The 15,498-nt window shown below is 32.0% G+C and carries 10 protein-coding genes; 8 read left to right on the plus strand and 2 right to left on the minus strand.

The annotated features are described in order from the left end of the window. Positions 1-67: 67 nt before the first annotated feature. From ACJ6WR_RS22755 to ACJ6WR_RS22775, 5 genes are all read left to right on the plus strand, one after another. The gene (locus ACJ6WR_RS22755) at positions 68-1,726 is read left to right on the plus strand and encodes a hypothetical protein (protein ID WP_409416613.1); all 1,659 of its coding nucleotides are present in this window, start codon (positions 68-70) and stop codon (positions 1,724-1,726) included. A gap of 360 nt (positions 1,727-2,086) precedes the next feature. Beyond that, positions 2,087-3,583: a ferritin-like domain-containing protein gene (locus ACJ6WR_RS22760; RefSeq protein ID WP_409416614.1), complete on the plus strand. Its 1,497-nt coding sequence runs from the start codon at positions 2,087-2,089 to the stop codon at positions 3,581-3,583. A 45-nt stretch (positions 3,584-3,628) separates the two neighbouring features. Then, positions 3,629-5,935: a hypothetical protein gene (locus ACJ6WR_RS22765; protein WP_409416615.1), complete on the plus strand. Its 2,307-nt coding sequence runs from the start codon at positions 3,629-3,631 to the stop codon at positions 5,933-5,935. Beyond that, the gene (locus tag ACJ6WR_RS22770) at positions 5,932-7,317 is read left to right on the plus strand and encodes a radical SAM protein (RefSeq protein WP_409416616.1); all 1,386 of its coding nucleotides are present in this window, start codon (positions 5,932-5,934) and stop codon (positions 7,315-7,317) included. The genes ACJ6WR_RS22765 and ACJ6WR_RS22770 overlap by 4 nt, the downstream gene beginning before the upstream one ends. A gap of 6 nt (positions 7,318-7,323) precedes the next feature. After that, on the plus strand, positions 7,324-8,817 hold the full coding sequence (locus tag ACJ6WR_RS22775) for an NAD(P)/FAD-dependent oxidoreductase (RefSeq protein WP_409416617.1): 1,494 nt from the start codon (positions 7,324-7,326) through the stop codon (positions 8,815-8,817). Positions 8,818-8,925: 108 nt separating this feature from the next. Here ACJ6WR_RS22775 and ACJ6WR_RS22780 read toward each other — a convergent pair whose 3' ends face one another. Next, positions 8,926-9,996 carry a hypothetical protein gene (locus tag ACJ6WR_RS22780; protein ID WP_409416618.1) on the minus strand — a complete coding sequence of 357 codons (1,071 nt, stop codon included), beginning with the start codon at positions 9,994-9,996 and terminating at the stop codon, positions 8,926-8,928. A 478-nt stretch (positions 9,997-10,474) separates the two neighbouring features. On the opposite strand from ACJ6WR_RS22780, the gene ACJ6WR_RS22785 reads away from it, so the two are divergent. The 3 genes from ACJ6WR_RS22785 (at position 10,475) to ACJ6WR_RS22795 (ending at position 14,074) form a co-directional block, all read left to right on the plus strand. Beyond that, entirely contained in the window at positions 10,475-10,963 is a 489-nt protein-coding gene (locus ACJ6WR_RS22785) for a MarR family winged helix-turn-helix transcriptional regulator (RefSeq protein WP_052259378.1), read from the plus strand. Continuing rightward, a complete protein-coding gene (locus ACJ6WR_RS22790) occupies positions 10,963-11,838 on the plus strand; it encodes an EamA family transporter (protein WP_409416619.1) in 876 nt (291 codons plus the stop codon). Before ACJ6WR_RS22785 ends, ACJ6WR_RS22790 begins: the two co-directional genes overlap by 1 nt. A 214-nt stretch (positions 11,839-12,052) precedes the next feature. Continuing rightward, positions 12,053-14,074, plus strand: coding sequence for a site-specific recombinase (locus ACJ6WR_RS22795; protein ID WP_409416620.1), 2,022 nt, complete (start codon positions 12,053-12,055; stop codon positions 14,072-14,074). Between the two features lie 206 nt (positions 14,075-14,280). Here ACJ6WR_RS22795 and ACJ6WR_RS22800 read toward each other — a convergent pair whose 3' ends face one another. Continuing rightward, positions 14,281-15,318: a serine hydrolase domain-containing protein gene (locus ACJ6WR_RS22800; RefSeq protein WP_409416621.1), complete on the minus strand. Its 1,038-nt coding sequence runs from the start codon at positions 15,316-15,318 to the stop codon at positions 14,281-14,283. Positions 15,319-15,498 lie beyond the last annotated feature (180 nt).

Genomic DNA, 15,498 nt, shown 5'->3' on the forward strand with positions numbered 1-15,498 from the left:
TTAGTCATTTTATCCTATACAAATAGTTAAAAACATGCGCTTTAATACATTTCACCTTTTAATAATTATGTTTAGAAAAAGAACGATTCAAATTAATTTTATAAAATATTATTTTTCAGCAGCTTGTTTCCTATTGCTAATTGGATGCAAAACAATTAATCAAGATGTTATTAAACATAATTATATAGTTGGAGAAAGAAACTATGGAGATTTATTTTACAACGATTCACTCGATGTTTCGATTGACATCTTAGGGAATGTAGCGTATGAAGATCTTTCGAAAGTAAAGAAAAACGATTTAAAAAAGAGAATCAAGGGATTTAAAGATGTTTCTGTTGATAATTTAATACTTAGTTTTAAAACAGATCAAAATTTAGAAACACTATATTTTTTCGAAAAAGTTGAAAAGCCAATTGATACAATTACTCATGAAGAAGTTGTAAAAAATGACAGTATAAATGGAGTTGTCATTCTTGAAAAACAAAAAGGAGCAAAAAAAATTATTTGCATTACACAAATTTTGAACAATACTAATAATTTGAAAAGAACATCAGAAAGCGTAAAAGCTATTAATCTGGATGGTACTAATTTGGAAAAACTGTCTTTTATGAAACTGTATAATTATTATACTGTCGAGCCTCATAAAAATTTTCTGCAAGGAAGAGAGAAAATAAAAGAAGCTCCCATAAAAGATCCAAAAAAAATAATGCTCAAAGAGCCATTGTATTTTACTATTAACTCTTTTATTAGTAATAATAAAGAATATGATTTGCTCATTAAAGATCATGAAAATAAAAAAGATGATTTTAATGCTACAGTTCTAAATTCTTTATCAAAAGAGGAAGTTAAAACCAATGAAGATGTTTTGACTACAATTGCCGACTTAGCCAATAATAATCAGATAATCATGCTTAACGAGGATCATTTTTATCCTAAACATCGATTATTTGCTATGTCATTATTAGATATTTTAAAACAAAAAGGATTCACAACTATCTCAATGGAAACATTTGTGCCAAATGAAGATAATAACACAACTGTAGTCCCAAATTCTAAAAATGGATTCTATATTAAAGATCCTTATTTTGGTCATTTTGTAAGAAAAGCAAATGCTTTAGGATTTAATCTTTTAGGACATGAAAATCAAGATCGAAACGTTCCAAGAGAAATAGGGCAAGCCAAGAATATCATGAAAATATTAGAGAAAAATCCAAAAGAAAAAATTTTCATTTATGTTGGTCATGGTCACTTGGAAGAGGAGGGAGAAAGTCGTGTCATGGGAAGTTATTTAAAAGAATATTCAAACATTGATCCGATTACAATTAATCAGGAAACGGTTATAAGTAACACGAAGGAAAAATTAGTTTTGCTTCCTAAATCCATATTTGCAAATGATATTTTAATGAAATCAAGTGCCGATTATTTTTTAATAAATAATCTTGAAGCAAACCTAAAATCAGTTTACCCGAATGACGTTTTTAAGAAGGTTGTTTTAAAAAATGAAAAACTCAATGCTTTTAAAAATAAAGAATTACTAGTTGAAATTTTTCTGTTTGATGAATATAACAAAACTAAAAATGCAGATTTATTAATCCCAATAGAATCAACCCTAATTATCCCAAAAGGCGATAAAATTGAAATCAATTTACCTATTGGAAAGTACTACGTTACAGTAAAATCAGCAAATAATAATAGATTTGAATTTGATGATATCGAAGTTAAATAGCTCTCATTAGTATTTCCTCGAAAATTACAATAAAAAACCAGAATTGATTTCCTAAATCAATTCTGGTTTTTTTATGCTGTATCATACCATAATACTTAGATAATAATCTTATTAAAAAAATGTCATAACAATGAAAAACAGGTATTTATACTGGGCAAATTTATTAATTAAAAACTTAGCTTAGATTCTTCTAATACCAACTAAAAACCAATACACTAGACAGTTATAACAGAATGAGTTTAGGTTATTAAATTATTATTTGAATTAAAAGGCTAAAATCCAGTAACGATCAGCATTTATAATTGAGTTGGTAGTAAGTACAATATATAATTAAATAGAAATTTAACTAAACAATATATTATGAATTACAATCCGAAAAGAGACCATTTTATTTCCCCAATATTAGAATGGGCAAAAGCCAATAATAAACCGACGGAGAACGCCGCAAACAAAATGTTTATGGCAACAGATAGTCTTACCGACACTTATGAAAATCTAGAAAAAGCAAAACGTTTTAAGGTACCATCAGAATTTAATGGAAAAGATTACATTACTATGTTACTACAGATAGATGCCGAAATAGAGCAAGGGCTTATGTTGCAGTATCTTTACTCTGCTTACAGTATAGGTGGACCTCAAATTCCAGAAAAATATCAAGAAAAAGTACATACTTGGCAAAACATAATTTTAGGTATTGCCAAAGAAGAAATGGGACATTTTATCTCGGTACAAAATGTATTAAAAGTGATTGGAGCTCCCTTAAATTTTGGAAGAGAAAGTTATCCTTGGGATAGTCCTTTTTATCCTTTTCCTTTTACTTTAGAAAAATTCTCTCTTAAATCCCTTGCTAAATATGTTTATGCCGAAGCTTCTTCGGATTGGCTGGATGGTGATGATCCTTTGGCTGCCGAAATTAAGAAATCCGTACAAACAACTGTAGATGATCCGCATACCGTTGGAGCATTGTTTATAGTATTACTTCAATTAATTAAGGATCCTGATGTAATATCCGATGAAACTTTTCAGGCTGCTACTTATAACTATCATGCTAAATTTGGCGAATGGGGTCGTGGATATAAAGAAGGTGACAGAGGAAGTGATGGAAAAAGCATTTATACAAAAAGTCCCGACGTATTAGTTGCAGCATTATTATCTCGTGATGACGCTTATAATGCATTAAATGAAATAGCAGAGCAGGGAGAAGGTTTAGATGTAAAAGAAGGTACACCATCTCATTTCGAAAGGTTTTTACATATCTATAGAGAGTATAAAGAATTATTAGAAGATACCAAAGGCACTTTTAATCCTTCTCGTGATGTTGCTACCAATCCTTATGTAGGCAAAAAAATCGATGTAATAGAAGAATCAACGTTTAAAGCCTCGGCAGTAGAAGCAGAAAGTGAAAAAATTACAGATCCGCAGGCAATACTTTGGGCAAACTTGTGTGATATTCGTTATCGATTATTGCTTAATTTCTTAAATCATAGTTTTTTACTAGATGATGGTTATAATCATTCTGGGAATACTTCTCCTCGTGGTATGATTATCAATTCTTCATTTGGAGAAATGTATAATTTACGAAGTCTGGCTACTATATTGGTTCAGACTCCTATTGCTAAAAATAGCAGCAAAATGGCTGGACCACCATTTACACTCCCATATACATTTGATTTGCCTTTTGGAGAACACAATAGATGGAGATCACACAAAGACCTTCTCGAAGCATCAAATAATCTTATCGTACAGTTAAAGAACTTTAAAGACCAACCACATATTCAATATTTGAATGGATTACAAGAAGCTGATAAAAAGCTATTACAAGCAATTGTACACTTAACCCAGGAAAATCTGGTATAGTTTCAAATTAATTCAACTCAATTAAAACATTTAAAATACTACAATATGAAAATTATAGAATTACGAATTCTTCCTCCCATTGCAATTGGCAGATTAGGAGAATCAAATACACCAATGGAAGCGTATGACCTTGAATTATCTAAAGAAAAACCACTTGACTTTAGAGAAATAATACCAAAAACGACCTTAACAGTAGACCCCGTTTCAGGAGAAATTAAAACTCATGACCCTATAAATATAAAATTTAAGGAGGTTACAAGTCTGGCAGATAGAAAAGGAAAAATACGTCCAGTTTCACCTTTCCTGGAAGTGTTTGCCATAACAGATCAAAACCCTGGCGAGTTAGTGCCTCTTACAGAAGAATTACTTGTTCAGGCAGGATTAAGTCTGAAAGACATTAGTTGGGATGTAGATGTGGCTAACATAAAAATATTTAGAAGAACCACTGATGTCAATGATAAAATGACAGCAAAAATTACTAACATTACCTCGCATGAATCAAAACCATTACTAGCTGATTGTAATAACTTTTTGCCAAATAAAAAATTACCATTAGGTTCTGTTCAGTACATAAAACCAACAAAAGAGTTTCCAGAATTAAGATTGCGATATACACCTGCAGGCGGTAAAGTTTATGGTTCAAATTTAAAAAGAAAGACAGGTCCTGGTGAAACAGAAATACAAGAAGACCCAACTTTTGAAAAGAAAGAAGATCTAATAATATACGATACAAGCGAAGGTAAAGGGACATGGCGTGGTTACCAGGAAAGTGGCACTCCTAATATATTTTACACCGCTCCGGCACAAATTTTTGCTGGTTATTCCTATACAGATGATAAACAAGTAAGCTGGCAAGTAAGCTGGGGATATATTGATGATGAATGTGATGGTTTTGTAACCGTTAAACTAAAGGTTTCGGATGAAAAAACATTAACAGCCAAAGCACATATTAGTGCAGGGCCACCATCTTTTGCTCCCGATACTTTACCAATTCGTGTAGTGTCTGATGAGCTAGAACAAATAATATTAAGTACAGATATAGATGGAGAAGTAAGTATAGAAGAAGCCGAAGAAATTATTCGCAGAGCTTTTGAAACTATTCGATTGATGAATACAACGATTATGAATGGGAATAGTTACGAAGGAAAACAAAATGTTGCCAGTACAATGGTACGCCAAAATACAAATGATTTCGGACGTTTTTTTGAACCCATTATGGCAACCTCCCTTGTAGATAATCTTGCTTTGCAATTATTACACGAAAGAGTCTTTAACGGGTTAAGTTCGGGTGCATCGCCCTGGTTTGGTGATTTATTGCGAAAACCTACAGAAATAGGTGATTTATCGAGTAAAGCACTTCGAAAAATGCCTGCATTAATGCGTGGTGCCGATGGTAGATCACTAACTTTTACCTACCGCCAAATTAATACGATAATAAAGGCTGCAACAACATCAATTTTTAAGGATAATAATCCAGATACGCTGCCAGTATCATACGGTTCGCCATTAAAAGCTACAAATTTAACCGCACAATTACATTATAGAGGAACAGGAAACCCTATTGCAGTTTTGCCAAGAACGGCGATTTCGAATTGCTTTCCCGGGCTCGAATTTGATTTTAGAAATCTTTGGAGAAGAACATTTAATGGTATTGTTCTTATTGAAAATAATAATTATGTACTAGAAGCTACCGATATAAAATTTCAAAGTTTAGTAGGACACCGATTGGTAGCTATAGAAGGAAAACCTACAATGGTACAGACATTTGGTCCCGTTTTTCCTGATGGGGACAATACTCCCTTAAAGACGGATGCAAACCCTAACGGTGTTTCGTTTATGGAATGGTCGAACTCTATGGTTCACGTTTTGCAAAAACAAGGTCAGGAAGTAATATGTCATTTTACAGCCAAACCTTCAATGGAGGAAGTTGTAGTTGATTTAAAGGAATTACATGATGTAGAAAAATATATTGCTGTAATATTAGTAGTTAATAAAGTATTTGATGGTAATAGTGCAGCATTTTCAGATACAATTTTAAAACCCGGAGAATTAACTCAAGGACTTTGCGCACCGTGGCAAAATGATTACCGTGAATGTTCTTGCTATTATTGGGCAGCCAGCAGACCTGATTTTGTAAATATTGTTCCAGATGAAAATGGCTTAAGTACAGGTGATTTATGGATGTCCAAAAAACGAACAGGCTCTTATATTCCAGACGATTGGAAAAATTCAAGATTAATTTCCTATCAAGATTTATTTGAGAATTGGCAAGGCGAACTCAACTTTATCATAAAAGGAAATGATGCAATAGAAAGCAGCAAAATAAAACCTAAATCAAACAAAACGAAATGATAGGAGTTATTGATACGTTTGCCGAACAGAAAAAAAATGCGTCGATTGCAACGAAATTGGCACAAATAATTGTCCCGCAATCAAAACCACGTTCAGCCAAAGCGCATTTGGTAAAAGGAGGACAATCGACTCAGATTTTTATCCCAAATGGAAGCCGACTTTATACTATTTCTCCAGAAGTAGAGCAAAAAATAGCTTTCCTAATGGATAAAAAAGATGATAAAGGCCTGCAAGATGAGCTAAACTTTTTGGGGCTGGATGCTCCCGAATATATTACAGATGAACCTTTACAAAGTCCGCCATTGCATGCTTTATCATTAGCAATAGCGCAAAAATGTAATATGGGCTGTACGTATTGTTATGCCGATCAGGGTGATTTTGGAGGACCTACAAAAAACATGTCTTTAGAAACCGCTTATAAAGCCATCGATTTATTATTAAAAGATTGCCCGGAAGGAGGCAAAGCACAACTTACTTTTTTAGGAGGAGAACCACTAATTAACAGACAAGCAATTAGAGAAGCTACTGTTTATGCTGATACAATTGCAAAAAAGAAACAAATACAAGTCAGTTATTCCATTACTACAAACGGAACTTTAGTTACAGAAAGTGATGCTATTTTTTTTGAAGAATATGGTTTTTCAGTAACCATTAGTTTAGACGGAATAGGCAAAGATCATGACCTTAATCGCCCCATGAAAGGAGGTAAAGGAAGTTATGATAGAATCATAAAAAATATTCAGCCTTTATTGTCTTTGCAAAGAAAAATGCAGGTATCAGCAAGAGTAACAGTAACTCCCGAAAATACAAACCTTCCTGCTGTTCTGGATGAATTTATTAATATGGGTTTTCATGGTGTAGGTTTCTCGCCATTGTTAAGATCTAGCAACGGACAAAATGAAATGAACAATGAGCAGCTAGCCATCATGTTAGAAAATATGATTGCTTGCGGACTTAATTTTGAGAAAAATGTACTGGCAGGAAAACGTTATCCTTTTTTGAATATGGTAAATGCTTTGAAGGAAATTTCCAAAGGAACACATAGACCTTATCCTTGTGGTGCAGGCGCGGGTTATATGGGCGTATCTGCAGATGAAGAATTATTTGCGTGCCATCGTTTTGTAAACGAAGACGTAGGGAAAATGGGCGACTTAAATAATGGTGTACAAGCTGACTTGCAAAACAATTGGCTAGCTTCCAGACATGTAAATACACAAGAACCATGTTCTAAATGCTGGGCTCGATACCTTTGTGGTGGTGGATGCCATCATGAAGTAATCGAAAAAGGAAGACCGGCTTGTGATTATATACGATCATGGTTATTTTATACTATACAAGCCAATGAAAGATTATCACGATTAAAACCAAACTGGAATAATTAATTGTAAATGAAAACGGTACCTGATACTTTCGATGTCTTTATTCTAGGAGCTGGTCCTGCCGGATTATGCGCTGCAATACGTTTATTAGATATGGGATATACGGTTGGAATGCTTGAGCAAGAACAATTTCCGAGACCACAAATAGGGGAGTCACTTTCACCTGGAATTCACAATATTTTCGAATATTTAAATGCAGGTCATTTACTGGAAGATTCTACGTATTTAAGAAATATTCCCGCCAAGGTAATTTGGGAAAATACAGCCGATATATACTATCGTTCTGGTCAAAATAACGAAGGGATAATTGTAGATAGAAGCAAACTGGATCAGGAGTTACTAGAATTTGCTATTGCAAAAGGATTACATTCCATACAACCCGCAAAATTAAAGCAATCCATAAGTACAGAAAACGGATTCATATTAGAAATCATAGCCGATTCGGTTGAAATTAAAGTTAATTCGAAAATAGTACTAGATGCACGAGGTCGCAAAGGGACACTTTTAAGCGAGAGAGTTCCCATTGCACCTTCGGCTATTGCAGTATGGACACACATAGATAATAACTCAACTACCAAAGAAGCATTAATCGAAGCTGTTGATGATGGTTGGTTATGGGGATCTCCAGTTGCGGGAAATCGCTATCGCATTATGTGCTTTACAGATCCAATTACATTAAAAAATAATAGTGATTTGCATCTTTTAGATTTAATGAACAAGACCGAATTATTTTCTCCATTAGCAAACAAAGCAAGAAACGGTCATATAGAAACTTGTTCTGTTACCTCGTTTGTTAATCAAAACCCCTGGAATAAGCAGTTTGTAAAAATTGGAGAAGCTGCTTTTACATTAGATCCACTTTCTTCAACAGGGGTAGAAAAAGCAATGCGCTTTTCATTGCAAGTTGCGATTGCAATAAATACCTATTTAAAAAATCCCGATTCTCAGCATCCAAAGAATTTTTATGAAGAAAAGTTAATAGAATCGGTTGTTAATCATACACATTGGACAGCCGATTATTATCGTAAAGCATGGGCTTACTCAGAAAAAAAAGAGTTTTGGATGAAAAGAGCCAACTTTCAACTTGATATTTCTAAAAACCAAACCAATTTTGCCTTCAAATTAGAAAAGGAGTATAATCAAGATCTGCCAATATTTGAAAAAAAACAAGTAGAACCAATTCCTGTTGATTTGTTTTTATTTTCACTTTGGAATAAGGAAATTAATATTTCTACCGATGTTACATTTAAAGATGTTTATGCAATTAATAATGATCGTATAATAATAAAACAAGCACTAATACATCCTAATTTAGAGCGGCCTACAGTTTATCTCGATCAAGTCGAATTATTTCCCTTTTACAAAAGTATGAATGGAAAAGTAGTTTCAAATGTTATAGCTGATTTAAATAAATTTATGGAAATAGAAAAATCTAAAAAAATATTAGTTTTTCTTTTATCAAATCAGCTACTTGTTGTTGACAAAAAATATGCAAATGTTTAAAATTGTTATTTCATGTTTTTAGACCAATCTTAAACGAATTTTAAATTTCGTAAAGATTAGTCTTTTGTATAGTTCTAAATAAACTATTTTGATGCATCTCCTAAATTTCTAGAGTAGTATAACAATAATTAAAATTAAGAATACAATAAGAATAGCTAGTGCAATTTTTGTTGTGCTATATGGTCTTTTGCCTATCATTTTGCCATTTCTTCCATTTACATAAAAATGGTAAATTTTACCATCATAATGATAAGAACTAACATAAACTGGTAGCAAAATATGTTTAAAATGGATGTTACTATATTGTGTGTTAACAGAATTTATACGCTGATCATCCCCACCAATGTCATTATATATCTTTTTTGTAATGTTGTTATCAATGAGACCTTTTATAGATTGAAAACTTTCTTTTAATTTAATCTTATATTTTTCAGTTACAAAACCACTCAAATACTGGTCATTAACTTTCACCAAAGCATTTACATCCCAAGGACCCAATTGTGCCAATGAACTTGGATCAATACTTCCTGATGCTGGAACCATGATATCATCAAAAAATATGGAAACATTGCCTGCAGTATCATACCAACGGGTTTTAATTTGAGTTCTTTCATTATCACCACTACCTGTTGTAACTTTATAATTTTCGCCTCTTTCTCCCGTATACATAGTGTGAGTATTAACATCGAAAGTCCAATAAGGAACATAAATACCTCGTAATCCTATTGGAGAGAGAGCTGCCTTTTTTAAATTATTTGGAGCCCACCAAAGACCATCTACCCAACTCGAAAGTAAGTTGTAAACTTTTGGGGTATCTAAATTAAAAGGCAGTAAATAACTAGGTTTTATAACTCGTTCTTCTCGAATATCTTCCTCAACCAAAGGAGTACTGCAATAAGGACAGTGAAAAGATTTTATGCTTTCATTGATAGAAGATGTAGCTCCGCAACTTTTACATTGAATCATTTTCTCTAATCCAAGACTTTCTGATTCTGATTTTTCTAGATAATCATTAAAATCGAGTTCTTCAATTATTGTTTTTTCTTGAGGAATTTCATTTTTAGTATTGCAGTGGTCGCAGACTAAAGTTGTAGTGCCAGGTTTGTATTTAAGTTCACCTCCACAATTAGAACAGGCAAAAACATTAAATTCTTTTTCTTTTAGCTCAATAGATTCCATTAGTTTTTTCTTGTAAGTTATCCAGTTTTTGTCATGTAAGCAATTTGTATTTCACTAAATGTTATACACTTAAAATTATAATACGCTCTAAGAGCCATTATTGAGATTCTTAGTTTTACCGCTATTGATTTTGGAAATTTTCTTTCTTGTTTTTTTAAGTTTTATGCATAACTTATTTACAATCATCTGAATTTTAAATAAATAATTTAAAATAATATAAATTTTATATTGTTTTAAAGATACACGTTTTTCTTACAGTACAAAATTAAACAATAAGTAAAATTAATTATTTGGAGTGTCATCATCCTTTTAATAAATTACCAATAATCGGGAAAATCCCAACTGTTTTTTATGTAACTAAATTCTCTTCATTAAACACATTTCGTAATCATACTTTATTTAAATTATCCTCTTTTTTCGCAAACAACGTAACTAGTTACGTATTTTTTATATATTTGCGTAACTAGTTACGTAATTTATGATACAGAATGATTTTTTAATAGAATTACAGTTGGTGGGACTTACCAGCCGATTAAAGCGACTTACGGATAATATTCTTTATAGTACAAAAGACTTTTATAAAGCTGTTGGAGTAGATATTGAGCCAAATTGGCATCTTATATTCTTGCTTTTAAAAAAACATGAAGAACTCACAGTAACCGAAATATCAGAGCGTTTGCAAATGTCACATCCTGCAATTGTTAAGATTATCAGGAACATGAAAGCAAAAGGGTATATAGAAACCAAAACTGATACTACCGATTCACGGAAACAACTGCTATATCTTACAGAAAAAGCAAAGTTAGCCTTGCCTCAATTAGAAAAATGTTGGGAAGCTTGTATTCTTACCATGAACGAATTACTAGATGGAAATGAACTTTTCTTAAAAAATCTAGAACTGATTGAGGAAAAAATCGGAAAGAAAAGCTATAAAGAGAGAACTTTAAATAATTTAAAAAAAATATAATGTTTAGATATGTTTTAATGGTACTTGTAGGCGCTGCAAGTTTTGGTATTCTTTCTTCATTTGTAAAACTTGCTTATCAGCAAGGTTATACAACTCCTGAAATATCTTTTATCCAAGCTCTTTTAGGAGCAATTGTGTTATGGTCTATTGTTTTTTTTACAAATAAGGAACGTCGAAAACCTAAAGAAATAGGATGGCTTTTAATTACAGGAGCGGCAATTGGTATTACAACTTTTCTGTATTACTTATCAGTAAAATTCATTCCGGCATCTATTGCAATTGTACTACTTATGCAGTTTACATGGATTGGTATCTTGCTAGAATGGCTTTTATACGGCAAGAAACCGCTTAAAATGGAATTAATAGTAACTGGAGTTGTTATTTTCGGGACGATTTTGGCAAGTGGAATAAATTTTAATGAAGGGAGTTCTTTATCATTAAAAGGTATTGGATTTGTGCTGTTGGCTTCCCTTATTTACTCTATTTATATTATACTTAATAGCAAGACTGGAAAGGAAGGAAACTGGCAAAACAGAAGTGCATGGATTATGACTGGTTCTGCTCTTTGTATTTTAATAGTAAACTTTCAGCCTATAGTTTTCTCTAATCATTTTGATTTTCATTTATTAAAATGGGGACTTTTCCTTTCTGTTTTCGGAACCATATTACCTCCGGCTTTGTTTGCAGTAGGTATTCCTAAAGTAGGAGTTACAACAAGTGGTCTTTTAATGACTGTTGAGTTGCCAGTAGCTGTTCTTACTGCTAGTTTGGTGTTAGGAGAAAATATAACTTTTGTCCAGATCATTGGAATTATAATTATGATAGCAGCAATTATAGCCATGAATCTAAAAAAGGCAAAAAGCACTTCTGTTTGACATTTTTTCCCCTTCAAAAGTAAAATCAGAAATAAGAAATGAATTAAAATTCTGTCTAAATAAACTATCGCGAGAATACTTTAAGAGAAAATTAAAATGACTATAATTCTTATACAGTATATTGCAAACTCAAACAAGCTCACTTTTTGTACCCGATATAAAAAGATTTGCTATAATAAATTTGATTAGAATGAAATTGAGGAGAAAACCAAAAATGACATTAAAATACTATTTTGAAAAAAACTTTAATAATGCCCAGTTATGGGAATTTAATAGCGAAAATGTAGAATTACTGGTAGAACTGGTGAATTTAATTCGTCCGAAAAACCCAAAAACTGTTACTGCTGTAGATTTATCAGAGCTAATTAGTCTACTTAAGGAGAATGAAAATTATCGTAACGGACTGATGGTTTGCGTTAATACCCATTTAGAAAAGAAAAAGTTTAATAAAATCCTTTCTGATGCAGGTATTCTTCAAGATGCCAATTTCTTTTTTGAAGTTCGCAAGAGGATTTTCGCTAAATTAATTCCCGAGCAACCTGAAAAGGACACATTACAATTTATTTTAAATCAAATATTCTTTGTTAATACTGACCCAATATGGATTAAAAAAATACCTCAAGAGCAAATTCTAGAGCTATTTTATTTGCTTAAATTTCACTCTATTTATGGATTCACTGACGAAAACTCTTCGTTTAATGAGTTAATTTTTGCAATGGAGGTTATTACTTATCGCATTTGTGGGTCTGCCATGGAGACCGATGTAATACAAATGGTGCCAGAATATGAAAATCTCGAAAGCCCATTTATTGCTTTTCAGCGAGAATTGTTATTAATGAATGAGAAACTAATTGATTCTCCTGAAAATGCTATCAATGAAGATGATTTAGGTTACAAACAATTAATTATCCTGCACAAACAATGTGTAGATTATATAGAAACCGCATTTAAAAACAGTAATAAATTTGGTATTTCATTACACGTAAATCAGAGTCTGTTACGAATCCGTCAGCAACTTCAGCGACTTAAATCGCTATTACCACTTTTGATACAAGGCAATCAAGAAGATGCTAAAAGAAATACAATTTCTCTAGCATATAAACTGATTAAATACAATTGTGATAAAAATAATATCCAGAAACTAGTTAATGAGAGTACTCAGCTTTTATCTTATGAAATAACCCAGCATACTGCCAATACTGGAGAACATTATATTACTAATAGTCGTAAGGAGTATTATAAAATGTTTTATTCTGCTGCTGGTGGAGGTTTCATCGTAGGAATACTGTGTATCATCAAACTGTTATTGGGTAAAGTAGAAGCTAGCGGATTTGGGCATGTTTTTTTATACAGCATGAACTATTCTATCGGATTTATAATCATTTATATTCTTGGGTTTACGCTCGCAACAAAACAGCCTGCAATGACCGCTTCTGCACTGGTAAGGGCTTTACAAGAAGGCTTTAAGCAAAAAACACAGGACAAAAAAGATTATAAATATAAAGAATTTGCAATATTTTTTGCTCGTGTATTCCGCTCACAGTTTATCGCTTTTGTAGGGAATGTTATTATAGCTTTTCCAGTTTCATTACTCGGAATCTGGCTTATTGACCAAACCTTTCATTATAATATAGCTAAGGAAAAATGGCCAACTTTAATGCAAGATCTAAATCCGATTTATTCTGCAGCAATTTTTCATGCTGCCATAGCTGGAGTTTTTCTATTCTTATCAGGAATTATTGCGGGTAGTATTGCCAATCGCGACAAACACAATCATATATACTATCGTATTCAGGAACATCCATTATTAAAATTGAGTTTAGGTAAAAAATGGACTAAGAAATTAGCCTCTTTATATGAAAAAAAATGGGCAGGTATTATTTCTAATTTCTGGTTTGGTGTTTTTATGGGAAGTACGGCTTTTATTGGGATATTCTTCGGATTAAATATAGATATCAGGCACATTACTTTTGCAAGTGGAAACTTTGCGTTGGCTTTATACGGAACCGACTTTTATGTTACTCAATGGATGTTTATCTGGTCAGTATTAGGTATCGGAATCATCGGTTTGGTCAATTTCATGGTTAGTTTCAGCTTATCGCTTGGACTTGCATTTCGTTCTCGAAACATTCCGCTTTCAGAACTAAGACAAGTGGCAAGAGCAATCTTCAGGTACTTTTTAAGTAAACCTATGCATTTCTTTTTCCCACCAAAAAATAGCAGTATTTCACAATAGCTATTTACAAAACTCATTATTTCTTAAGTAATAAAAAAGGTGCTGTCTAATTTTTGGACAGCACCTTTTTTTTAGAAGTTTTAGAAAATTATAATCCGTAATTACTCCATCAGAACATTGTATTTATAGCACACATATCATAAAATTAAGGCCTAAATCTGCCATATTAAACAAGGGGTATGTGTTGTTTATTTTTTAGTTTACATCTATTTATTTAGGTCTCCATATAATTTATCAACTACTTTTTCCAAAATTTCTCCTGTTTCATTAAAACTGGTATTTGTTAATATAGATATTCCCATATTTTTTTTAGGATAAATCACAAACCAATTTTGCATTCCGTATATACCTCCGTGATGTCTATAAATTAATTCATTATCATTTTCTAATATATACCAATGATAACCCTCCCAAAAATCAGAACCTTCTTTGTATAATTTTTTATGAGATTCATTTACAACAAGATTTGACTTGTCAAGTTGTAATTTCATATATTTTACTAAATCCGTAGGCGTAGAGTGCAATCCTGAAATTCCGCCCCATAAAGTTTTATTGAAGTTTGGCATTAACTCGTTTTTATCATTGTAGCCCTTTACTAAAATTGCTCTTTCATTATCATTTAAGGTGAATTTGGTTTGGTTCATTTTATTTGGTTTCAAAACAAATTCAATTACCAATTCCTCATAAGGTTTTTGATACACTTTTTCAAGTATATATGCTGTTAACTCTGGAGCTGTGTTTGAATAGGAATATATTTCTCCGGGTTTCGTTTCAATTTTGATTAGTTTTAATCCTTCAAAAAAAGCTTCTTTATTTTCGCCTTTTATAGGAAAATTAGGAAACCCACTTGTATGCGTGAGGAGGTGCTTGATTGTTATACATTCTCCATTAAATTCTAAATTAGGATAAGGTTCGCTTAGATAAATTCTAATATCATCATCTAAATTTATTTTTTTATCAAGTACAGCTTTAGCAGCTACATAGCCCGTAAAAGTTTTAGTTACAGAAGCTAATTCATAAAGTGTAGAATCGTTTGGTTTGTTTCCTTTTCCAATAGATAATTCTCCAAAATGTTTTATTGTAGATTCTCCATCTTTAAACACAGCTATTGAAACAGAATGAAATCTTTTGTCCTCTAATAACTGTAGGGCATTTTTTGTAATCGCATTTTCAACATTTTGCTGATTACTTTTACACCCAAGTAAGGCAAAAAACAAAAATATCGTTAAATGTTTTATTGTCATAATTTATAGTTTAATTATATGATTAGATTGCACATAACGTCAGTTTGTGAAAAAACTTTGGTTTTGTTGTAAACAAATATAGGAAAGTAATATTTTCAAAAAAGTCTTTTTTTTACTTTAAGTGATGTAACATATACAAGGAATTTCTCGCTATTAGATGTGATTTTCAAGTTTAGAAAA

The organism is Flavobacterium sp. PS2 (genome assembly GCF_046250155.1).
Lineage (GTDB): Bacteria > Bacteroidota > Bacteroidia > Flavobacteriales > Flavobacteriaceae > Flavobacterium.

What these genes read in the sequence shown, in the direction of transcription:
- ACJ6WR_RS22755 (WP_409416613.1), top strand. Translation starts at nt 68, where the DNA reads ATGTTTAGAAAAAGAACGATTCAAATTAATTTTATAAAATATTATTTT.
- ACJ6WR_RS22760 (WP_409416614.1), top strand. Translation starts at nt 2,087, where the DNA reads ATGAATTACAATCCGAAAAGAGACCATTTTATTTCCCCAATATTAGAA.
- ACJ6WR_RS22765 (WP_409416615.1), top strand. Translation starts at nt 3,629, where the DNA reads ATGAAAATTATAGAATTACGAATTCTTCCTCCCATTGCAATTGGCAGA.
- ACJ6WR_RS22770 (WP_409416616.1), top strand. Translation starts at nt 5,932, where the DNA reads ATGATAGGAGTTATTGATACGTTTGCCGAACAGAAAAAAAATGCGTCG.
- ACJ6WR_RS22775 (WP_409416617.1), top strand. Translation starts at nt 7,324, where the DNA reads ATGAAAACGGTACCTGATACTTTCGATGTCTTTATTCTAGGAGCTGGT.
- ACJ6WR_RS22780 (WP_409416618.1), bottom strand. Translation starts at nt 9,996, where the DNA reads ATGGAATCTATTGAGCTAAAAGAAAAAGAATTTAATGTTTTTGCCTGT.
- ACJ6WR_RS22785 (WP_052259378.1), top strand. Translation starts at nt 10,475, where the DNA reads ATGATACAGAATGATTTTTTAATAGAATTACAGTTGGTGGGACTTACC.
- ACJ6WR_RS22790 (WP_409416619.1), top strand. Translation starts at nt 10,963, where the DNA reads ATGTTTAGATATGTTTTAATGGTACTTGTAGGCGCTGCAAGTTTTGGT.
- ACJ6WR_RS22795 (WP_409416620.1), top strand. Translation starts at nt 12,053, where the DNA reads ATGACATTAAAATACTATTTTGAAAAAAACTTTAATAATGCCCAGTTA.
- ACJ6WR_RS22800 (WP_409416621.1), bottom strand. Translation starts at nt 15,318, where the DNA reads ATGACAATAAAACATTTAACGATATTTTTGTTTTTTGCCTTACTTGGG.